The 19,406-nt window shown below is 69.1% G+C and carries 19 protein-coding genes; 4 read left to right on the top strand and 15 right to left on the bottom strand.

Features of this window, described 5'->3' with window-relative positions; all coding sequences use genetic code 11:
- Window positions 1-66 precede the first annotated feature (66 nt).
- The 8 genes from NR792_RS36980 to NR792_RS36945 all read right to left on the bottom strand — a co-directional run bounded on the left by NR792_RS36980 (window position 67) and on the right by NR792_RS36945 (window position 7,040).
- The gene (locus tag NR792_RS36980; protein WP_375757410.1) at window positions 67-2,115 is read right to left on the bottom strand and encodes a Druantia anti-phage system protein DruA; all 2,049 of its coding nucleotides are present in this window, start codon (window positions 2,113-2,115) and stop codon (window positions 67-69) included.
- A 3-nt stretch (window positions 2,116-2,118) separates the two neighbouring features.
- Complete coding sequence (locus NR792_RS36975; RefSeq protein WP_375757409.1) at window positions 2,119-3,672, bottom strand: ATP-binding protein; 1,554 nt, start codon at window positions 3,670-3,672, stop codon at window positions 2,119-2,121.
- Complete coding sequence (locus NR792_RS36970) at window positions 3,669-3,887, bottom strand: helix-turn-helix domain-containing protein (RefSeq protein WP_375757408.1); 219 nt, start codon at window positions 3,885-3,887, stop codon at window positions 3,669-3,671. The genes NR792_RS36975 and NR792_RS36970 overlap by 4 nt, the downstream gene beginning before the upstream one ends.
- A gap of 73 nt (window positions 3,888-3,960) precedes the next feature.
- Window positions 3,961-4,455, bottom strand: a complete 495-nt coding sequence (locus NR792_RS36965) for a hypothetical protein (RefSeq protein ID WP_375757407.1) — start codon at window positions 4,453-4,455, stop codon at window positions 3,961-3,963.
- The gene (locus tag NR792_RS36960; protein WP_375757406.1) at window positions 4,452-6,002 is read right to left on the bottom strand and encodes a recombinase family protein; all 1,551 of its coding nucleotides are present in this window, start codon (window positions 6,000-6,002) and stop codon (window positions 4,452-4,454) included. The genes NR792_RS36965 and NR792_RS36960 overlap by 4 nt, the downstream gene beginning before the upstream one ends.
- Window positions 5,999-6,181, bottom strand: a complete 183-nt coding sequence (locus NR792_RS36955; RefSeq protein WP_169824406.1) for a hypothetical protein — start codon at window positions 6,179-6,181, stop codon at window positions 5,999-6,001. The genes NR792_RS36960 and NR792_RS36955 overlap by 4 nt, the downstream gene beginning before the upstream one ends.
- Complete coding sequence (locus NR792_RS36950) at window positions 6,178-6,750, bottom strand: DUF2924 domain-containing protein (RefSeq protein ID WP_375761752.1); 573 nt, start codon at window positions 6,748-6,750, stop codon at window positions 6,178-6,180. The genes NR792_RS36955 and NR792_RS36950 overlap by 4 nt, the downstream gene beginning before the upstream one ends.
- Window positions 6,751-6,851: 101 nt before the next feature.
- On the bottom strand, window positions 6,852-7,040 hold the full coding sequence (locus NR792_RS36945; RefSeq protein WP_375757405.1) for a hypothetical protein: 189 nt from the start codon (window positions 7,038-7,040) through the stop codon (window positions 6,852-6,854).
- Between the two features lie 141 nt (window positions 7,041-7,181).
- Here NR792_RS36945 and NR792_RS36940 point away from each other — a divergent pair, with 141 nt between their 5' ends.
- The 4 genes from NR792_RS36940 to NR792_RS36925 all read left to right on the top strand — a co-directional run bounded on the left by NR792_RS36940 (window position 7,182) and on the right by NR792_RS36925 (window position 10,646).
- The gene (locus NR792_RS36940; protein ID WP_375757404.1) at window positions 7,182-7,532 is read left to right on the top strand and encodes a helix-turn-helix domain-containing protein; all 351 of its coding nucleotides are present in this window, start codon (window positions 7,182-7,184) and stop codon (window positions 7,530-7,532) included.
- Window positions 7,532-8,212, top strand: a complete 681-nt coding sequence (locus tag NR792_RS36935; protein WP_375757403.1) for an ImmA/IrrE family metallo-endopeptidase — start codon at window positions 7,532-7,534, stop codon at window positions 8,210-8,212. The genes NR792_RS36940 and NR792_RS36935 overlap by 1 nt, the downstream gene beginning before the upstream one ends.
- A 72-nt stretch (window positions 8,213-8,284) precedes the next feature.
- Window positions 8,285-9,478 carry a hypothetical protein gene (locus tag NR792_RS36930; protein ID WP_375757402.1) on the top strand — a complete coding sequence of 398 codons (1,194 nt, stop codon included), beginning with the start codon at window positions 8,285-8,287 and terminating at the stop codon, window positions 9,476-9,478.
- Window positions 9,420-10,646 (top strand): hypothetical protein, encoded by a 1,227-nt coding sequence (locus NR792_RS36925; protein ID WP_375757401.1) that lies wholly within the window; start codon window positions 9,420-9,422, stop codon window positions 10,644-10,646. The genes NR792_RS36930 and NR792_RS36925 overlap by 59 nt, the downstream gene beginning before the upstream one ends.
- On the opposite strand, the gene NR792_RS36920 is transcribed toward NR792_RS36925, so the two are convergent.
- The 7 genes from NR792_RS36920 to NR792_RS36890 all read right to left on the bottom strand — a co-directional run bounded on the left by NR792_RS36920 (window position 10,612) and on the right by NR792_RS36890 (window position 19,285).
- Complete coding sequence (locus NR792_RS36920) at window positions 10,612-13,773, bottom strand: hypothetical protein (protein ID WP_375757400.1); 3,162 nt, start codon at window positions 13,771-13,773, stop codon at window positions 10,612-10,614. The genes NR792_RS36925 and NR792_RS36920 overlap by 35 nt on opposite strands.
- Complete coding sequence (locus tag NR792_RS36915) at window positions 13,770-15,173, bottom strand: DEAD/DEAH box helicase (RefSeq protein WP_375757399.1); 1,404 nt, start codon at window positions 15,171-15,173, stop codon at window positions 13,770-13,772. Before NR792_RS36915 ends, NR792_RS36920 begins: the two co-directional genes overlap by 4 nt.
- The gene (locus NR792_RS36910; RefSeq protein WP_375757398.1) at window positions 15,157-17,094 is read right to left on the bottom strand and encodes an ATP-dependent DNA helicase; all 1,938 of its coding nucleotides are present in this window, start codon (window positions 17,092-17,094) and stop codon (window positions 15,157-15,159) included. The genes NR792_RS36915 and NR792_RS36910 overlap by 17 nt, the downstream gene beginning before the upstream one ends.
- 24 nt (window positions 17,095-17,118) lie before the next feature.
- Window positions 17,119-17,820 (bottom strand): hypothetical protein, encoded by a 702-nt coding sequence (locus NR792_RS36905; RefSeq protein WP_375757397.1) that lies wholly within the window; start codon window positions 17,818-17,820, stop codon window positions 17,119-17,121.
- A 45-nt stretch (window positions 17,821-17,865) separates the two neighbouring features.
- Window positions 17,866-18,084, bottom strand: coding sequence for a hypothetical protein (locus NR792_RS36900; RefSeq protein ID WP_342379471.1), 219 nt, complete (start codon window positions 18,082-18,084; stop codon window positions 17,866-17,868).
- A 23-nt stretch (window positions 18,085-18,107) separates the two neighbouring features.
- Window positions 18,108-18,947 carry a sigma-70 family RNA polymerase sigma factor gene (locus tag NR792_RS36895; RefSeq protein ID WP_375757396.1) on the bottom strand — a complete coding sequence of 280 codons (840 nt, stop codon included), beginning with the start codon at window positions 18,945-18,947 and terminating at the stop codon, window positions 18,108-18,110.
- A gap of 98 nt (window positions 18,948-19,045) precedes the next feature.
- Complete coding sequence (locus tag NR792_RS36890) at window positions 19,046-19,285, bottom strand: hypothetical protein (protein WP_375757395.1); 240 nt, start codon at window positions 19,283-19,285, stop codon at window positions 19,046-19,048.
- Between the last annotated feature and the right edge of the window lie 121 nt (window positions 19,286-19,406).

Raw genomic sequence — 19,406 nt, 5'->3', positions numbered from 1 at the left:
GCTGCGAGCGGCTGCGAACTGACGGCGCGATGGCTGAAGGACTACGTCACCCACGAGGCCTCCGAGTCAGAGGTTGATGTCATCGAAGAGCGCGGGCTGCAGTTCCTCTACGGAGGGAAGTCGGACGCAAGCGCCGTGCATGAGGTATCGCCCGTCGCGCACGGTCGCGTGGCGCTCGACCTGCGCGAGGACCTCGTCGGACTCGATGCGGGGCGAGAGCCAGCGGTCCATCCACCATGACGAGATCGCCGCCGTGCCCGCCTTGGGATCGGCCGCCGAGAAGATGTAGTCCGGCGAGGCATCCATCCCGAGCAGGTACTCGCGGAGGTTCCGCGCAAGCGGGACGCCGTAGACGATGCGCTCGCGCCCGTGCTGCAGCAGCGCGTCCGTCGGGAAGTTCAGCTGATCGAGCCCGTCGCGGAGCTTGCGGAGCTTTGGGCTCACGCCCTCGCCGAAGATGCTGTTCACGCGCTGTCCATTGCTGGACTGCTGGACCATCTTCACCAGCGCGTCGACGGTGCCCTTCGTGAAGTGCGAGGTGCCGTAGGCCTCGGACCGCCCGATCTCGAGGTACTCGAGGCGCTCGCCGGGGCGCCCACCGATAAGCTCGGCGGGCATGTATAGCCGGTTGTACTGGCTCGATCCGATGCCGTAGAGCGACGTGGTGCCGAGGAAGACGAGTTCCGAGGGGCGCACGATGGGGCGGCCAGCCATCGACGACGCGATCTCGCTCTCCTGCTCCAGATACCTGCGCTGGTAGGCGTCGACGACCTCGGGGCTCGCCGCGAGCATCGACACGAGCTTCCCTCCGAGGATCGGGCTGTACGGGGCGACCGCGCCGCAGACCGTGATGTCCGCCATCGCGATGCCCACGCGATCGGCCTTCGCCTTGCGGAGCACCTTCTTCACCATGCTGCTGCCGTCAGCGCTCTGCAGGAGCTGCTTGACCTCGTCGAGGGTCGGCGCGCGCGACAGGTACTTCCGCAGCACGATCCGCGAGCGGAGCATGTCGGCGAGCGTTAGCGCGCGCTTGCTCTTGTAGAGGTGAGACTCCGCGCGCGCGCGCCAGTGATCGGTGCGGTCATCACGCTCGCGCTTGAGCTCACGCTTCATCTCCGGTGAGTTGACGAAGCGGTGGTGCTTCTCGCGCTGCTCGTCGCCGTAAGCGATGAGCCGCTCCACGACCTTCGCCGTCGGGGCGTGGAGGTCCTTCGCGCTGAGCAGATCCTCCGCGTAGAGGTCCGAGACGTAGATCTCGTTGACCGCCGTGTCGATCGTCTTGGTGAGCCACACGCCGAGTTCGGCGGACGGCGACTCGGTGACGAACTCCATGAAGGCGTCCGGGTGCCACCCGATCCACGCGTCGCGCTCTCGGATCTGGACGATCGGGCTCCCGAGGGCACCGATCCCGATCACGGGGTGGTGACGCTGCGACCTGTCTCGCACGAGGAACGCCATTGTGCGCCCGGGCGTGCTCACGTACTGGTTGGTCCACGTGTGGCGGAAGTAGCGCCAGATGTCTTGCAGCCGCAGGTCGGTCTGCGCGCAGCGCTCGTCGCTGTCGACGAACTGCAGGTACGGGTCGACCACAGCGCGGAGCGCGTCGGCGCGCTTGTCGCGAGGCAGCGCGCGGACCTCGCGGAGCGACGCCGCGAGTTCGCGCCCATCTCGCAGCAGGCTGTACACGGAGAGCTGCGGTGCTCGGCTGCTGATGACGCTCTCGATGAACTTGCGCGTCGCGGGCTCGCGGAGCTGCTCGTTCCTCTTCACCAGCTCCTGGTTGCGGATCCTGGCCTTCTCCCGGCGTGGATCGAGGCGCTCGCCTGCGGGCCGCTGGACCTCGACGTCGCCCGCGTCGCTAACGCGCACGAGCCACCGCTGCCTCGCGAGGTCGGTGAGGATCGACAGGGCCGCGACGAGCTTCGTGGACCGGTCCTGCTTCCTGACACTGTCGCGCGCCTCTTCGAGCGCGTCGTCCATCGCGTCGTCGTCTGCGTCGGATGCGACGAGCGCCGCCAGCCGCAGCGCGTGCTCACGAAAGGCGCGACGCGCCTCGCTCCGCGCGCTGAACGGAGGAGAGAGCACGACCCAGCTGTTGTGCGCTTGTCGACTCATCGATCACCCGTTCAAGAAGGTCGCGAGCGTGTCGCTCCAGTCGACGCGGAGTTGCTCGGCCACCTTTAGGGCGTCCTTCCCCTCGAGGAGCGCCTCCGCGCGCGCGGCGGCGAGGAGGAGCAGGTCGACGCTCGTCCTCAGCGCGACGTCACGCTGGTCGTCCGACTCGAGGAGCTGCTTGTAGACGAGCCTGTAGAAGGGGTGGTCCGGGTTGAGCACCAAGACGAGTTTCCCCTCCGCCCGCGCGTAGTTGAAGAAGCACGTGTCGTTGAGCGCCTTCGGGACGATGCGGTACTCGACGCCGTCCTCGTGTTTGCGCTCGACGTTCGCGGGCTGCTTCAACTCCTTCTTCAGCGAGTCCAGGACGGCCTTGTCACGGGGCCGAGGCTCCGGAGGGAGCGGCGTGAGCAGGTCGTCCTTCTCGCTGGCGCGGTCCTCCGAGGACGAGAAGCGCTCCGCGATCTTGACGCTCAGGTGCGCCTTGCGCGCGCGGCTATTGAGGGCGCGCGCGGTGTTCTCGATGTCGCCGGAGAGCGCCTCGATGAGGTCGGGGCGCGGGCGGATCTGCTGCTTCGTGTGGGTGATGCCGAACGCCTCGTCGAGCGCGGGCTCGAAGAGGATCTCGCACCGCCACCAGTCGTCGTAGTTCTCGCGGCGCTTGCCCCCGAGGAAGAACCAGCCGTAGTCGACCTCGCGCCCTCCGCGGACGACCGAGACGCCGGCGCCCTTCGCGATGCCTCGCTCACGCTTCTCCTGGTTGCTCAGCTTCGACCACTCGGCGACGGGCAATTCGGAGAACCGGACGCGGACGAGCCCCGTGGAGGTCGGGTCGCCGGGGATCGCGGCGATCTCCCGCTCGAGCGACGCGTACTCCGTCGCGCCGTTGAAGAGGGCGCGCTCGTGGAGGAAGAGCGGATCGATCGGCTGGACCTGCTCGCCGTTCACCGAGATCCGCACGCCGTCCCAGAGGAAGTGGCGGAAGCGCCGCCCAAGCGAGAGGGCCAGCTTCCGCTCGAGCGTGGAGACGCGGCGCGCGTCGAGCCGGTCGCACCGCGACCAGGTCACGGCGGTGCCCGACTCGTAGCCGTTGATGAACGCTGGGCGCGTCACGCGCTCCGGCTTCGGGACCTCTGTCAGGTCGCCCGCGGCGATCTCGTCGAGGTCTAGGTACGACTCGAGCACCTGCCCCTGCTTCGAGCCCCAGGTATGCACCGTCACGCGCTGCGCCTGGCTCAGCGAGCTGTTCGGCAGCCCCATCCCGTACCGCCCGAGCCCTCGGCGATCGTTGAACCGCGTGCTGCCGCCGAAACGGAGCGCCGTGCGCAGGGTGCGCATGTCCATCCCGGAGCCGTTGTCGATGACCTTCAGCGTGATGGGGTGGTCCTCGCCGCCGTCGCTCGTGAGCGTGACCTTGATCTCGGTCGCCCCGGCCTGGAGCGAGTTGTCGATCAACTCGGCGACGGCGCTCGACGTGCCCTTGTACCCGGAGTCACGCGTCGCCTGGATGAACTTGTCGACGGCGACGATCGAGAAGTCGTGATCTTCTGCGGGCTTCATTCGTTTGGCTCCACTTCGTGCTGCGGCGCGGGCGCGTCGGCGGCGCGCACCCGCTGAGACTCGACGTAGCGCTCGAGTTCCTGCTCCTCCACGCGGAGTTGTCCGCGCTCGCCGACCTTGAAGGCCGGCAGATCCCCGCTCTTGATGAGGCGCCGGACGGTCTTCTCCGACACCTTCATCGCTTCGGCTACCTCTGGGATTGTGAGCAGCTTCATGTTCCTCTGTAGGTGATCGGGTGACCACCTCTGGCCCTGGGTGACCATCAATGGCTCGATATGGCCCCCACTGTCAACGCTCCTCATCGCAGAACCTCCTCGAGGTACGTGGTTGTTTCTCCTCGACTTTCAGCTGCCCCCACGCCGCCCGCTGCTCGGCCCACGTCCCCACGTGGGCCACCGTGCGGAGGGTCCGCTCGGCCAGCGGCTCGGCGCCGTCGACGGCTTCGAGCGCCAACACGGCGTCTTGGAGATCGGGCGCCAGCATGAGTAGGTCGAGGAGCTGCGTCACCCGCGCCCGCGTCAGCCCCAGCTTCCTCGCCACGGCGGCCCGGTCGGCGACGGCGCCCCGGTCGATGGCGGCCTGCAGGTGGTGCGCGAGGGCGAGCTGCTGGGCGACCTTGGCGGGGCGGCGCACGGGCTCGGGCTTCGCGGGCGGCGGCGTCTCGGCGAGCGTGACGCTCCGGCTCTTGCGCCGGAAGAGCGGCTTCTCGATGACGCGGAACGCGTCGCCCTCGACGTCCGTGTTCTTCCTGGCGCTCGCCTCGCTGCTCTCGGCGGCTCTCACGCAGCCTCCTTCGCGCTCGCGACGGCGTCGAAGTTCACCAGCTCGGCGCGGCACACCCCGGTCTCCTCGCCGACGCTGACCTTGGCGACGAGCGCGCGCAGCAGGCGCCCCTGGTTCTCGGGCGTCATGTCGCCCCACACCTTGCCGAAGTTGCGCAGCGCGCCGACGAACCACTCCTGCTGGCTCTCCAGCAGCTCGACGTTCACGGCGTCATCCTCGAGCGCGCGAAGCCTGCGCTCGGCGTCGTCGAGCCGCGTGGCCTCGACGCGCAGCTTGGCCTCAACGAGTTCGCGCGCGCGCCCTTCGAGCCGCACCACCTCCTCGGTCAACCTCGACGTGGCGGCCAAGGCTTCGGCGACCTGGGCCGAGAGCGCCTTGCGCACCTCGACGAAGGTCGTGCGCTCCTTCGCGACGCGCGCGGCCAGCTTGACTTGGATGCGCTCGGCCAACGTGCCGTCGGCGGTCGCCTCCGTGATGCGCGCGACGACGAAGTCCTCGATGGCGCGCGCGGGCAGCGGCCTCGCGGAGCACCGGTCCGTGCCGTACTTGTCGCGCGTCGAGCATCTGTAAAATCGGTACGTCTTCCCGCTCTTCTTCGTCGTCGAGCCCGGGCACATCGCCTCGCCGCAGAGCCCGCAGCGCAGGAGCCCGCGCAGCACGTACTCGGGGTTTGTGCCGGTCACGCGGAGCTCGCGGCCCGCCATGCCGAGGAGCTTCTGAGCCTGGCGGTAGGTGACGTCGTCGATGAGCCGAGGATGCTCGCCCTCGTACAGCTCGTCGCCGTACATCATGCGCCCCGCGTAGAGGGGGCTCCGCAGCACGCGCGCGATGCTGTCCTTGCTCCAGAGCGGGCCGCCCTTGCGCCCATGCTTCGAGGCACGCGGCAGGAGTCCGCGCTTGTTCAGCTCGCGGGCGACGGTGGCCATCTGGCGGTGCGCGAGGAAGAGCGTGAAGGCCTCGCGCACCACGTGGGCCTCGGCCTCGTTCACGACGAGCTTCTTGTCCTTCGCCGAGTAGCCGAAAGGCACGGGTCCACCCGTCCACTTCCCCTTGCGGCGCGCGCCGGCGATCTTGTCGCGCGTCCGCTCGCTGATCATTTCCCGTTCGAACTCAGCGAAGGACATCAACATGTTCATCGTCAGCCGACCCATGGCGTCGGCCGTCGAGAAGTTCTGCGTGATGGAGACGAAGGACGCGCCCGCGGTGCTGAGGCGCTCCATCACCTTCACGAAGTCGAGCAGCGAGCGCGAGAGCCGGTCCACCTTGTAGACGACGATGACGTCGACCTTTCCGGCGTCGACGTCGGCCAGCAGCCGCTGGAACGCGGGGCGGTCGATGTTCGCGCCGGTGAAGCCGCCGTCGTCGTAGCGCTCGTCGACGAGCGTCCAGCCCTGCTGCCGCTCGATGTACGCGAGGCACGCCTCGCGCTGGGCATCGAGGGAGTTGAACTCCTGCTCGAGGCCCATCGTCGTCGACTTGCGCGTGTAGATGGCGCAGCGCTTCGTCTCCGGTGCCGGCGCGCTCGCTCGCTGGCGCTGCTTGGTCATCGCGGCTCCTTCGACGGTTCCGGCGTGGGCTCGCCCTCGTCGGGCTTTGCGGCGTCGCGCTCGACGACGGCGAGGAGCCGCTCGAGGTTCGCGTTGAGCCGCGCGAGCTCCCGCACGAGCGACGGCATCGTCGACTCGTAGAAGCGGTGGCCCATCTGCGTGCGGAAGAAGTCGCTCATGCCGCGGACTCCTCGCGCGCCGACTCGCCGCGCTTCTTGAGCCCGAAGAAGAGGAACCCGTTCCAGCGCGTGCCGGCGATCTCCGTGGCGATGGCAGACAGCGACTTGTACCGCTGCCCCGCGTACTCGAAGCCCTCCGCGCAGACCGTCACCTCGTGGGCCTTGCCGTCGAAGACGCGGCGCAGGACGGTGCCTACGGGCGGCACGCGCGGGTCCCGCGGCTCGGTCGCCTGCACCACCTGCAGCGCCTCCGTCGGCGCGGGCGCGTCGCTCGCGGCGTGGCCCTGGCTCCGACGCATGCGCCAACGCTCCGGCATCTGGTCGCCGAGCTGGTGGATGCGCGCGAGCGCGCCCTGCGAGAGCCCGCCCTCGGCCAGCTCCTGGATGCGCCATGCGAGGCGCTTCTTCAGGTAGTCCTTGTTCCGCGTGCGCGTCGGCTCGCCGTAGAGCTCGCGCCACTTCTCGGCGAGCTGGCCGACGCTCATCGTCTCGAGCGCCGCGAGCTGGGTGGGGACGTCATCGAGCTCGCGCATCGCGGCTCGGGCTCTGGCGGTCGTCTTGTTGGTCATCGTGCCTCCGTCGTTCGCGCGCGCACCGTGCTCGCGCGTCGTCGGCATGACGGCTTCTTCCCCGGTAGAAGACAAGGCGAGGGCCGGAGAGAGTGCAGACGTCACGACGCACCTCCGCGCGCGGCCGCGCGCTGGGCGCGCTGCTCACGACGCCACATGTCGAGCAGCGTCTCGGCGATGACGTCGGCGGCCTCATCGAGCCGGCGCTCGACGTCGGCGCGGCGCTCCTCGGCGCTCTCCGTGACGGCTAGAGCCGCGTGCGGCGGCGTCGTCGGGGTGGTCGCGTTCACGGGTGGGAAACGCGGGCCTGGTGCGTGCGGTGGGACAGGGAGATCGCCCAGCGAACGATTGCCCCCTTGACTGCCCCTACCTGTCTAGTATTTAGGCAACACTACATCACACCCTACTGCTGGGGTGCTGAGCGAGGACACGTGAAGGAACGCTTTGGAGAACGCATCCGCCGCAAGAGGACTGAGCTGAAGCTCGGTCTCCGCGAGACAGCCACAAAGGTCGGCATCTCGCCCACGTACCTGTCGCGCATCGAGACGATGGAGGAGAAGAGCCAGCCAGCCGAGGACGTCATCTGCAAGCTGGCGACGCTGCTGAACGACGACTTCGACGAGCTGATGACGCTCGCGGGCCGCGTGTCCGAGGTCGTCGAGAAGGTCATCAAGGCTGACCCCACGATGCCGGAGTTCCTGCGCACCGTCGGCGAGAAGAACATCTCCGGCGCGGACCTGATGAAGCTCCTCAACGCACAGCAGAAGAAGGGGAAACGGTGATGTCGACCAAGGTCCCGTTCCTCTCGGACGCGCAGATTGAGAGCGCCGCTCAGGAGCTGCTGCGCCGGTACGCCAAGTGGAAAGGAGAGGCGCCTCGCCCGCCGATCCCGGTCGACGCGATCGCCGAGGGCGTCCTCGGGCTCACCCTCGAGATGGGCGACCTCCGCAAGAAGCTCGGCAAGTTCGACGTCCTCGGCGCGACGTGGCTCGACGACGCGCTGGTGGTCATCGACTCGTCGCTCGAGGGCAACGAGGGCCGCTACTGCTTCACCCTCGGCCACGAGATTGGGCACTGGCAGTTCCACCGCCCGCTCCGCGAGATGGACAAGGTCACGTTCCCGCTGTTCTCGCGCGAGCCGGGCGCCAAGGCGACGGCCGCCATCGTCTGCCGCGACGGCCAGCGCGACCCGGCTGAGTTCCAGGCCGACAAGTTCTCGGCGTTCCTGCTCATGCCCGCGAGCGACGTACGCGCGGCGGTGAAGCACGTGAGCGGCGGGCCGCTCGCCATCGACAACCTCCTCGCCCGCAAGAAGGCCGACGAGCGCATCTCCGAGCTGCGCGACTTCGCGTCCGAGGTCATCGCACACGGCGGCTTCACCAACGTGTCGAACCAGGCGATGCAGATCCGCCTGGAGACCCTGAAGCTCGTCGTCGACGGCGCGCAAGGACGGCTCTTCTGAAGTGTGGGGGGAGCGGTTTCGTTCGCTCTCGATGTCCCCTGTTTAGGCAACAGTCACCCATCCGGAGAACGCATGGCCAACCGCGAATGGAACCCGAAGTCCTTCTTCCGCCACCTCACCCCCGACGCCCTCGAGGTCCTGCTCGCGTGGGCTTCCGTCCAGCTCGTGCTCGATGGCCAGGGACCGGTGGGGGAGCAGGTCTATCGCGCGTGGAAGGCGCTCCCCGAGACCGAGCGGGTGGCGCTCGAGACGAAGCTCCTGCCGGTCAACGACCTGTGCGGGCCGCACGCGCGCCCCTACCTCGAGCGGCTCGCCTTGCAGGTCTGGACCAACGGGCACTCTCACCTTGTCGAGGACAGCCGCGCGTGGTCGGCGCAGGATCTCGCGGTGCGCCTGTTCGTGGCCGATGAGCCGCGCTTCCTCGAGGCGCACCAGGCTCACGTTCTCGACATGATGGAACACCTCACGGAGTTCCACGGGCGCTACGCGGTGTCGCTGAAGCCGACCGCGCAGGCCAAGGCGGCCATGAAGGCAGCGATGGCGAGCCACTTCCGCGAGACCGCGTTCGGCGCACGCTGCCAGGTCGAGGACTTCGCCAACGACGAGAAGTTCGCGCTCTTCATCTACCACGAGGATGAGGTCGCCCCGTTCGATCGCTTCAACGACAAGGGCGTGGTGGAGCCGGACTGGCAGCGGCCTGTTGTGCGGCTCGCGGCTGTCTTCCAGTTCGAGACGTCGACGCTCCTCGTGAAGGCGCCGCGCGTGGCCGAGCGCGAGAAGCTGCGCGACCTGTTCGCCCAGCTCTTCATCGGTGACACGAGCTACTTCGAGGACACGACCAAGAGCCCGAAGTTCTCGTTCGACCCGCTGCGCGACGACGACTTCGACTTCCCGGTGCGCGGCTTCGACAAGATCGAGGAAGTCTCAATCGTGCGCGTGGTCGCGAAGCCGGCGAGTCGCGACGTCAAGCGCGTGACAGTGGAGATGAAGGCGGGCTTCACCGTGCTGGGCGTGCGCTTGCTCCTCGAGGAGCACGGCGTGAACCTCGCGAGCGACGAGATCCACGGCGTCCGGCTGCAGTTCCGCTTCGAGGGCAAGGGCCGTCAGAAGTACCGCACGGTCAGCCTCTTCAACCCGAACAGCTCGAACCTGAACGACACGGAGCGCGACCGCGTCATCCGTCGCTACCTGAAGGAGTGGGGCATCGATGCCAGCGGACGACGTTCTCCCCTGGACGCTGCTGCTGTCGAAGCTGCGGCGCAGTGACGACTCGCGCGTCTCGTACGCCGAGGTCATGGCCGCAGGCGCGGAGCCGGTGCTCTGCGTCCGCGAGCGCGTCCTCGAGTACGGCAAGGACGACGACTACGAGCCGCCCGGCTGCGAGCGCGGCTGCCTGCCGAACTTGAACTACGACCTCCGCGCCTCGGAGAAGCTCGTCGGGGTGGCGTGCCCCGAAGAACCGCCCTGCTGGCCGGGCTGGACGTGGGTCGAGCGCACCGAGGTCGAGGGGCTGCGGTGCCGCGCGAAGGACGTCTTTGCGAAGCTTGCCGCCCAGAACGGCCTCGCGCCGCTCACGGGCAAGGTGCCCAAGCCATTCCTCGGCGTCGGGCTCGTGCGCCGGCGTGGGCTCAACGTGGCCGTCGTCTGGCTGCGCGCACCGAAGCTCGGCTTCGAGCAGCTCTGTCGGGGCACGCGCGCCGAACTGGGCGTCGACGGGATGATCGTGCTGGTGGCGAAGAAGCCACCGACGTCGCTCACCGCCGTCGACAGGATCGTCCCCTTCGAGCTCGCCCTCGACGCGCGCGGGGGCATGGACCTGGCCCGCGCGCTCGAGGAGCTGACGCCCGAGTACCGCACGCGGGTCATCGAGGACCCGATGCTCGACCTCGACTACGTGCGGCTCCGGCTCGCGACGCGTCCGGGCGATCGCCACGTCGTGGAGATCAACGGCCACGACTTCGGCGGTTTCCGCAAGAGCGACCTGAAGTTCCTGCGCCTGCTGCTGCTCGCGGCGGCCCGCAAGAACGGCAAGGACGACGGGTGGATCGACAAGTCGCGCCTGCGTGACGGCAGCGACAAGGACCCGGCGCTCAACGACCTGCGCGCGGACCTCGGGAAGTTCGACATCCCCGGGCTCGGCGAGGAGGAGCGCAAGGCCCTGCTCCGCGTACAGCGCGGCGAAGGCCTCGTCCGCCTCGGCATCCCGCCCGAGAACATCGAGCTTGACGAGTCGCTCGCGCAGCTCGAGTTCGTGGCCACGACCACGACGAAGAAGAAGGACGGCACGAAGGGCAAGGCGACGAAGAAGCAGGAGGAGGGCCTGCAGAACGCCGCCACCCTCCTCCGCGACTGCCGCCGCCTCGGTGCGCCTGGGGACGCCGAGGCCGTGAAGACCCCAGCTACGAGTCGTCGCGCCAGCCGTGGCGGGACTTGAAGGTCTCGCGGAGGCCGCCGCCGCCCCCTTCGTCGGGCGTCGGGAAGTCGTCGGCCGTGACGACCTTGGTCTTTGCGAGGTCGACGAGCACCGCCCGGCGGCGCCCCTCGCGGCCGTCGAACAGCACGCGCTCGCTCTCGACCAGGACGAAGCCACCTTGCTTCTTGTTCTCGAGGATGAGGCGTCGCAGCGCCTTCAGGTCGACGACCTCTCCCTCGTAGTCGATGCGCTTGCAGTGCGCGCGGAACGCGTCGTACGCGCTCTCGAGGTGGATGGCGAGGTTCCCCGCGTCGAACACGTAGTGGACGCGGTGCTTGAGGTGCCCCTGGACGGCCATCACGCCCAGCATCTCGAGGAAGTGGTCGAGCGCGTTCTTCACGCCGTGATCGGTCTCGAGGACGTCGTCGAGCACCGCGTTCACGGCGGCCTCGACGCCGAGGTCGTCGGGCAGCTCGCAGCCGCAGTGCTTGGCGAACTCCTCAAAGAGATGCACGCCGAGCAGCATCGCGGTGAGGTTCTCCACGATGCGCACGGGCACCTTGCGTCCGTCGAGCAGCGCCTTGGCGACGCCGCGTGCCACCGCGAGGTCAGCGTCGAAGTCGCGCCCGAGGCAGAACTGGATGTACCTCGGCGCGAAGAGCGCGAGATCCACCGAGCGCAGCTCGCGGTAGGCCTGCTTGTGGCCGGTCTGCTCGTCGAGCGTGGTCTTCTCCGGGTTCGCGGTGATGATGCGCTCGAGCAGCGCGGCCTCCGTGGGGCGCGTCTCGCCAGCGACGCAGACCGGCGCCTGCAGGTGGTAGCTGTTCACCTTGAGGTCTGGGCGCCCGCGCTCCTCGGTTTCGCCCCGGTAGAGACGGCGCAGGTAGCGGTGCAGCGTGTTGAGCCGCTGCCGCTGCATGTCGTAGGGCTTGTACTCGTCGATGAAGACCGGCACCGAGCGCGTCGACGTCAGCAGCTTCAGCAGCGCGAACTCGGTCTCCGTTGCGCTGTAGGGCTCGGCGTCGCGGATGCCGAACAACGGCCACATGATGTCGATGCAGAGGCTCGACTTGCCCGAGCCCTGCGTGCCCCACACGAATAGCGTCGGGAACGCGCCCACCGCCTTCATGAAGCTCGCCTTCATCGGCGTCGCGAAGAACCAGCCGAGCACCGGGAGGATGACCTCGGGCTTGTTCACCTGCGGCAAGCAGCGGAAGACGACGGCGGCGATCTCGAGGAACGTGTCATCGTCGGTCTTCACGTAGGAGACGCGCTTGTCGAGCGAGGCGCCGCTCGGGACATAGATGACCGGCGACGGCTCGAGGAAGCCGTCCTTGCCGATGGCGCAGTCGGGGCCGAGCCAGACGTGGTGCTCGCCCTTCTTGTACTCGCCCAGCATGTTCGAGCCCGGTCGACGAGGGACCGGTCGCCGAGCGAGCACCCGGAGCAGACCCTGGACGTTGTTGTCGCTGCCGGTCCACTGCAGGTCAGCGGATGGGAGCTGGCGAATGAGGTCGCGCTTGCTGTGGAACGCCGTGAGCGGCAGCCGCAAGCCCGGAACCTTGCCGCCCTTGTCTGTGAGCGCGTCGCCGAGAATGAGTTCGCCGTCCTCGGTGACGACGCGCATCGTCGGCTCGATGGTGAACGACGAAATGACCTTGGTCTCGCCGCGCGAGGTCATGCAGTAGTAGCAGGACGCGTCCTCGAAGATCGCGCCCTCCATCTCCTCGTCGCTGCTCTCGGGCTCGGCGCGCTCATCGTCGTCGCGCGCCGGCGCGGTAGCCACGCGGGCGACAGCCTTGCGCAGGTCCTTGGCCTTGAGCCCGAAGCGCTTCTCGACGACGCCGAGGTACTTGCTCTGCACGGATGGATCGCGGTGCGCGATGGCGTCGAGGATGGGCTTCAGGCGGTACTCGAGCTCGCGCGCGGGCGTGTCGCTCGGGACAGCCTCGATGGCCTTCTCGATGTCGAAGACGACGTCGTAGAGCTCGCACCGCGCGGTCGGCTCGCGGTTCACGCGGCAGTAGCCGAGGTTCTGGAGCGAATGGCACGGCGGGGCGATCGAGCCGTCCTCGCGAGCGGTCGCGAGCACCTTCTCGTGCGCCTTCTTGATGTACGCGACACCGTCGCGGCCGCGCAGCTTGCCCAGGCCTCGCCGGTCGTACTCGAGGACCAGCTCGGTGATCTCGTCGAGGCCCAGCCCCTTGTGCGCGAAGAAGCGCACCATGTTGAAGATGGCGACGCTCCGGTCCTCGGCGCCCTGCTCCCAGAGGCGCTGGACCGGGCCGCACATCTCGACCGGGTGCTCCCAGTCGTACTCGCCCTCCGGCGTGCGCTTTGCCTTCCTGGTCCCTGGTGCGGACGCGTTGGCGACGACTGGAAGCGATACGCGCGGAGCCGCCACGGGCAGCTCGGGCGCGGGCTCGACGTCGAGGCGCGCGAGGAGCGCCGCGTCCTCGACGCGCTCGAAGCCGGAGAGGCCCGCGCTGACGCGGTGCGGGCGCTCGCCCTGGCCGTCGCCCTTGTGGCTGACCGTGCCGATGACTTTGATGATGCGGGCAACGTCGTGGATGGAGTCGACGTGGACGGCGTCGCTCTGCACGCGCTCGCGAACCGTCGCCTCGAACGCCTTGAGTCCCGCCTGGAGCCGGTCGCGGCGGTCGCCCTCCAGCGCGGTGGGCGGCAGCGCGAACCAGAGCTGCGCGCCGTTGCCGCTCATCATCAGGCGCGGACGCACGAGCCCCTCAGCCTCGCACCACGTCGAGGCCTGCTCGGCCGCCGCCATCGCGAGCGCGAGCTCGGCGTCGGTGCTGGCGGTGTCCTTCGGGCGCACCGGATCAAGGTCGATGACCGTCGCGGTGATGACCTCGATGTCCTTGCGACCGGCGCCGGTCTTGAGCGGACGCACCACGTTCGGAGCCAACTCGAAGAGGCGCCTCGGGCGTGGCTGGATACCGACGTAGACGTTGCCGGCCGCATTGGTGCGCACGCACTCGTGGACGAAGGCGTCCTCGTCGTCGAAGAAGCCGATGCCGATGATGCCGCCCGCTGGCCGGATGACGCGCACCTCGGAGACGCCGTGTGCGCCGTGGGCGAGCCAGCGCCAGGTCGACCGGATGCTGCTCTCGTCGGGAGCGAGCGCGCTCATGCGGCTCCCTTGCGCGTGCCGAGCTTCGACGCGGGCACGCCCAGTACCTCGGCGTAGAGCTTCCGTCGTTCGAGGTGGTGGCGACGCAGCAGCGGCACCTTGCGGTCGACGAAGTCGAAGAGCGCGGCGTCCGTCTTGTCGGCGTGCGGGCGCATGAGGCGACCGAGGCGCTGCACGGTGCGCCCGCGTGCCCGGCCCGGGTACGCGAGGAACACCCGCGAGAGGCGCGGCAGGTCGAGCCCCTCGTCGGCGAGGCTGGTGGCGACGATGACGGGCAGCTTCCCGGCGCGGGCCTCATCGAGCAACTCCTTGCGGACCGCGCGCTTCACCTCGCCGGTGAGGACGGCAGCCGCGACGCCCTGGGCGGCGATGGCGTCGGCGAGCGCGCGGCAGTGGTCGATGCGACCGGAGAGCACGAGGCAGACGTGGCCTGCGCGGGCCTCTGCGACGACCGTCTTCACGATGAGCGCGTTGCGCGCCTCGTCGCTCGCGACGGCGGCGAGCATCGGCGCGTAGTCCTCGGGGCCCGTGTAGAGATACGAGAAGCCCGTCTCGATGCTGTGGATCTCTGGGACGGTGAGCACGCCGGCCGCCACGAGCTCTTCGTGCGTGACCGTGACGAGCCGCGCGCCGAGGAACAGGTCGAGGAGCGCGGTCAGCCCGTCCTCGCGCTCGGGCGTCGCGGTGAGCCCGAGCCGGTAGCGCGCGGGGCAGCGGTCAACGACCGAGTGAAACGTGCTCGCGGCGACGTGGTGCGCCTCGTCGAGGATGAGGAGGCCGAAGCCCGCGAGGAAGGAGTCGAGCTTCGCCGGTTCCCAGCGCACGAGGGCCTGGATGACCGCCACCGTCACGGGCGCGGGGTGCGCCTCGCCGTCGCCGATGAGGCCCGCGTCGAGGCCGAGCTTGCCCTTCAGCTCCCCGAGCCACTGCTCGGCGAGGTCGAGGGTGTGCACGAGGATGAGCGTCGGGGTTCGCAAGCGCGCGATCGCGCCCATGCCAACGCGTGTCTTGCCGCCGCCGCACGGGATGACGACCGTCCCCTGCGTGACCTTGGCGAGCTTGTCGACGGCGGTCGACTGGTAGTCGCGCAGCGGGGAGTCTCGCGCCAGTTCGAGCTTTGCCTCGGGCAGCACGCGCGCGTCGTCGCAGGCGACGATGAGCCCGTCCTGCGCGGCCGCGCGTCGGAGCGCATGGATGGCGCCGCGCGGGAGGCGCAGCTCGCCAGCTCGCTGCTCCACGAAGCACACCGTCTCAAGCTCGGCGCCGGGGTTGAGGCCGAGTCGCAGGCGATCGAGATAGGCGGGGTTCGGGAAGGACAGCATCCGGCAAAGGCGCTCGACGACCTTCGGCGGCACCTCTCGTACGTCCAGCGTCAGCGCCGCATCAACTCGCGTGCGCATCGGCGGCCTCCTCGAGGAAGCGGGAGATGTTCTCGACGCGTCGGGTCGTGAGCATCGGCGGCAGGCTCTTGAGGAACTTCCGGCCGTAGCCCTTCTCAGCGATGCGCTTGTCGAGGATGACGGCGACACCGACGTCCGTCTTGCAGCGGATGAGGCGACCGACGCCCTGGCGCAGAGCGATGATGGCGAGCGGGACGAGGTAGTTGTCGAAAGCGCGCGGGTCGCGCTCGCAGATGGCGTCGATGACCGGGTCATCGGGCGGCGGGAACGGCAGCTTGTCGATGACGAGGCCAGTGAGCGCCTCGCCCGCGACGTCGATGCCGGTCCAGAAGCTCTCGGTGCCGAGCAGGATGGAGCCCGTGTCCTCCTTGAAGAGGCGCGTGAGCTCGGCGCGCGGGAGGTCGCCCTGGCGCAGCACGCGGTGGCGACCGCCATCGATGCGCTCGTAGACGGCGTTGAGGTTCCGGTACGACGTGAAGAGGCCGAGCGTGCGTCCATCGCAGGCCTCGACCACCTGCTGGAAGACGTGCGCGGCCGCGTCGATGAAGTCAGCGTCGCGCGGGTCTGGCAGCTTCTCCGGCACGACGAGCAGCGCCTGCGACTGGAAGTCAAACGGCGTCTCGGCGATGACCTCGAGCGCGCCTTCGGGCACGCCGAGCTCGCGGCGCACGAAGTCGAAGGTGCCGGAGGTGGTGAGCGTCGCCGACACCAGCGACACCGACGGGCAGCGCGCGAACAGCTCCTCGCGCAGCAGGTCGCTCACGTCGATGGGCTTGGCGCGCAGCTTCGCGCGGCCCTTGGAGTCCACCTCGAGCCAGTAGACCTTCTTGCCCGCGTCCGTTTGGCTGAGCCCCTCGGCGAGGCGCGCCCCGGCGATGATGGCGTTCTTCGCCACGTTGCGCGCGGTGGCGCGCTCCTTCTTCTCTGCGAGCTCGTCCTCGGCACGCGCCGTGGCGAGCGCCACGAGCTTGCCGAGGGAGCGCTGGAGGCCCGCGTCCGAGGCGAAGCCAGGAGCCTTGAGCCGCTTCTTGTACCGGGGCGAGCGCGCGTAGTCGGCGAGCGTCGCGAAGAGGCGCTGCGCCTCCTGGCGAAGCTCCCCCGCGAGCTGCTTGTTCCCGAGGTCGGCGGCGGCCGACGCGAGCCGCCCGAGCGTGTGCTCGGAGACGGTGAAGCCGAAGAACTCGCGGGCGATCTCCGCGGCCTCGTGCGCCTCGTCGAGCACGAGCAGGTCGAAGGCGGGCAGCACGAGGTCCTGGCCCGTCGCCTCGCGCACGGCGAGGTGCGCGAAGAGCATGTGGTAGTTCGTGACGATGATGTCCGCGCCCTGCGCCGTCGCCTTGGCGCGCTCGGCGAAGCAGTCGCCACGAAACGGACACCCGTCGCCCTTGCACTCCTCGGAGCCGACCGAGAAGCGCGACCAGACCTGCGCCTGCGGGATGAAGGCCAGCTCCGAGACGTCGCCCGTCTTCGTCGCCTCGGCCCACGCGAGCACGTCGTCGACCTGCCGCTGCTGGTCGTCGTAGTAGAGGCCACGCAGCTCGCCGCGCGCCTCGCTCTCGGCCATGCGGTCGAGGCAGAGGTAGTTGTTCCGCCCCTTCAGCAGCGCGAACGTGAACGGCCAGGGCAGCACGCTCGCGAGCATCGGCAGGTCCTTGCGGACGAGCTGCTCCTGCAGCGCGATGTTCGCCGTCGCGATGACGACGCGCTTCTTGTCGTGGTGCGCGTGCCAGACGGCCGGCACCGAGTACGCGACGCTCTTGCCGGTGCCGCAGGGACCTTCGCCGAGGGTGTGGCGCCCGCCGCGCATGGCCTCGTCGACCATGCGGGCGAGCGCCACCTGGCCCTCGCGCATCTCGTAGCCGGGGAACCGCGAGGCGAAGAGCCCGCCGTCCCCGAAGACCTCGGAGAGGTAGTCATTCATGGGTGGCTCCTCGCGCCGCGGCGCTCAGGCGAACGGGTCGACCTCGGTCTCGTCAGCGGCAGGCGCGGCGGACTCCGTCTGGAGCTGCTCGACGAACGCGCGCGCCTTCTCCACCTGCGACGTCGGCAGCTCCTTGATGCGCTGGATGCCGAACTTCTGGAGGAAGCGGTCGGTGGCCTCGCGCGGGAGAGCCTTGAGCGCGGTGACGATGCCCTGCGCGACGTTCGGCAAGATGGTGCCGTCACCCTTGGCGTCGGCCTTCTTGTCGAAGCTGTCGAGCGAGTTGCCCTTATCGTCGCCCTCGCCCGAGTAGAGCTTCGCGAGGTCGTGCTGCGGCAGCGCCTGGAAGGCCTTCTGCTGCTCGACCGAGAGCTGGTGCTCGGGCAGGATGCTGTAGGTCGTCTTCGGGTCCTTCGCGGCGCCGTGGCGCTGAATCTCGAAGGCCCACTTCTCGAGCCCGTACTTCTCGCGCACGCGGACGAGGTCCTTGAAGAACATCACGCCCTGCTCGAGGACCTTCACCTCCTTCGAGTCGAAGAGCGCGACGTTGAGCGCGACGCGCAGCGAGGGCTTGAGGCCCTGCGCCTTCAGCTTGTCGTCGAACTCGACGTACTTGCCGTCGACGAAGCAGACCTCGCGGGGGTGCGGCTCACCCAGGAAGACGACGACCGCCTTGTCGCCGTCGCCTGCGAGCTTGAGCCAGAGGCTCCCGCCCTGGTCGTGCATTTTTGCCATCTCTTCGGTCTGCTGCCACATGCTCGGTGCCATTGGTCACTGCTCCTTCTTCGGGTTGGGGTTGCCGCTGCTCGTCGTCCGCTCGCGCCGGTACACGGCGAAGAGCGGGGTTCCGTCGGAGGCCTCGCCGGCCTCCTCGAGGTGGAAGTCCACGCCGGGGTCGACGACCTGCTCGATCTCCCAGCGGCGGAAGAGGCCCGGCAGACGCACGAAGTCGTCGTCGGTCGGGCTGGGGATGGGCTTCGCGTGGTTCATGTCGACGGGCTCCTCCGGGTGGTTCAGCGGTTTCGTGGGGGGCAAACGCGAACCTCGCGACCGGAGTGGGACATCGATTTCGCGAGGTGCTCGCGGAGGCGACCCAGCGCGCGCTGGAAGCGCTTGCGGGCCGCGTCGTGCGAGAGCCCGAGGCGCTCGCCGGCCTCGCGCTGCGTCTCGTCCAGCACGAGCACCGCGAGCAGCAGCTCGGCGTCCTCGCGGACGATCGGCTGAAGCCAGGCGCGAAGGACCGCGAGGTCCTCGTCGAACGAGAGGCCGGGGACGACGTTGCCCGACGCCGCCCACCGCTGGAGCGACGCCTTGTCGAACCAGCTCGCGCTGAAGATGTCACCCTCGAGATCGCGCAGCGGCTCGTTCGGCTCGCCGTTGAGCTCGTGCGCGTCGTCGGCCCACGCGCGCTTGCGATGATCCATCACGTCGCGCTCGGTGCTGCGCACCAACGTCGCTGCCACCCGGTGAACGGCATCGAGGTCGAGGCGCTCGACCAGCTCGGCGAACGCGCTGGCCAAGTCGGCGACGAGCTCGTCGAGCTCGCCGGAGAAGTGCCGGAGCCGGCGCCGGTAGATGGCGTCGAGCCCCGGCCAGAGCCCGAGCCAGAGGAGCGCGATCGCGAGCTCGTGGTGCTCGCGCCGCTGCACCAGCGTGACGAGGGTGCCGAGGATGCGGTCCTTCTCGTCAAGGTCCCCGAGCTTGCTCGTGAGGTGCGCGACGAGCTTCTTGGGCTCGTCGAACCCCGCGAGCGCGGGGTACTGCTGCTTCGCCTGTTGAAACGCCTGGTCTGCCTGAAGAGTACGAAGGGAACGATCGAGGCCCGCGTGCAGAGCCTCCCAGCTTGCGCGCATGACGCGCCGCCTTTCCGGCGGGCGTCAGGCGCTCCTTGGGGCCGTGGTTAGGGCGTCATGCGCTCGGTGGACTTGGAGGTGAGGGACGCGGCCGCGAGCTACGCGGCGGTCGCCCTCGGGAGCGCGGACGCAGGCGACGGCGTGGTCGGCCTGCGCGACGCGAGCACGTTCAACGTGCGGCAGCGGCCGCGGTAGCAGGTGACCGACACGGTGCTGTCGCCGGTGACGACGATCTGCATGTCGCCGCGACGGATGGTGAGGCTGTCACGATCGAGCTTGGCCAGCAGGGCGCCGCAGGCCTTGCAGCGGCAGTCGGTGGTGGTGGACTGGGTCTTCATGGGCTGTCTCCTCGCGGCCCACCGGGCATCGGCGGGTACGGGAGCAGCCTCGGTGGCGAGCCCATGGGGGGATCGAGGGTGGGAATGCGCCGCGACTCCGGGATGGGTTCCCCCCTCCCCT

This window comes from Corallococcus exercitus (assembly GCF_042231735.1).
In the GTDB taxonomy this organism is placed as follows: Bacteria; Myxococcota; Myxococcia; order Myxococcales; family Myxococcaceae; genus Corallococcus; species Corallococcus exercitus_B.
Note: the sequence above shows the minus strand (reverse complement) of the source record. Positions and strands in the feature narration are given on the sequence as shown.

Coding starts and splice junctions, on each gene's coding strand:
- NR792_RS36930 (WP_375757402.1), top strand. CDS start 8,285: ATGGCCAACCGCGAATGGAACCCGAAGTCCTTCTTCCGCCACCTCACC.
- NR792_RS36960 (WP_375757406.1), bottom strand. CDS start 6,002: ATGACCAAGCAGCGCCAGCGAGCGAGCGCGCCGGCACCGGAGACGAAG.
- NR792_RS36900 (WP_342379471.1), bottom strand. CDS start 18,084: ATGAACCACGCGAAGCCCATCCCCAGCCCGACCGACGACGACTTCGTG.
- NR792_RS36925 (WP_375757401.1), top strand. CDS start 9,420: ATGCCAGCGGACGACGTTCTCCCCTGGACGCTGCTGCTGTCGAAGCTG.
- NR792_RS36895 (WP_375757396.1), bottom strand. CDS start 18,947: ATGCGCGCAAGCTGGGAGGCTCTGCACGCGGGCCTCGATCGTTCCCTT.
- NR792_RS36920 (WP_375757400.1), bottom strand. CDS start 13,773: ATGAGCGCGCTCGCTCCCGACGAGAGCAGCATCCGGTCGACCTGGCGC.
- NR792_RS36980 (WP_375757410.1), bottom strand. CDS start 2,115: ATGAGTCGACAAGCGCACAACAGCTGGGTCGTGCTCTCTCCTCCGTTC.
- NR792_RS36935 (WP_375757403.1), top strand. CDS start 7,532: ATGTCGACCAAGGTCCCGTTCCTCTCGGACGCGCAGATTGAGAGCGCC.
- NR792_RS36975 (WP_375757409.1), bottom strand. CDS start 3,672: ATGAAGCCCGCAGAAGATCACGACTTCTCGATCGTCGCCGTCGACAAG.
- NR792_RS36970 (WP_375757408.1), bottom strand. CDS start 3,887: ATGAAGCTGCTCACAATCCCAGAGGTAGCCGAAGCGATGAAGGTGTCG.
- NR792_RS36950 (WP_375761752.1), bottom strand. CDS start 6,750: ATGACCAACAAGACGACCGCCAGAGCCCGAGCCGCGATGCGCGAGCTC.
- NR792_RS36910 (WP_375757398.1), bottom strand. CDS start 17,094: ATGAATGACTACCTCTCCGAGGTCTTCGGGGACGGCGGGCTCTTCGCC.
- NR792_RS36915 (WP_375757399.1), bottom strand. CDS start 15,173: ATGCGCACGCGAGTTGATGCGGCGCTGACGCTGGACGTACGAGAGGTG.
- NR792_RS36905 (WP_375757397.1), bottom strand. CDS start 17,820: ATGCACGACCAGGGCGGGAGCCTCTGGCTCAAGCTCGCAGGCGACGGC.
- NR792_RS36890 (WP_375757395.1), bottom strand. CDS start 19,285: ATGAAGACCCAGTCCACCACCACCGACTGCCGCTGCAAGGCCTGCGGC.
- NR792_RS36955 (WP_169824406.1), bottom strand. CDS start 6,181: ATGAGCGACTTCTTCCGCACGCAGATGGGCCACCGCTTCTACGAGTCG.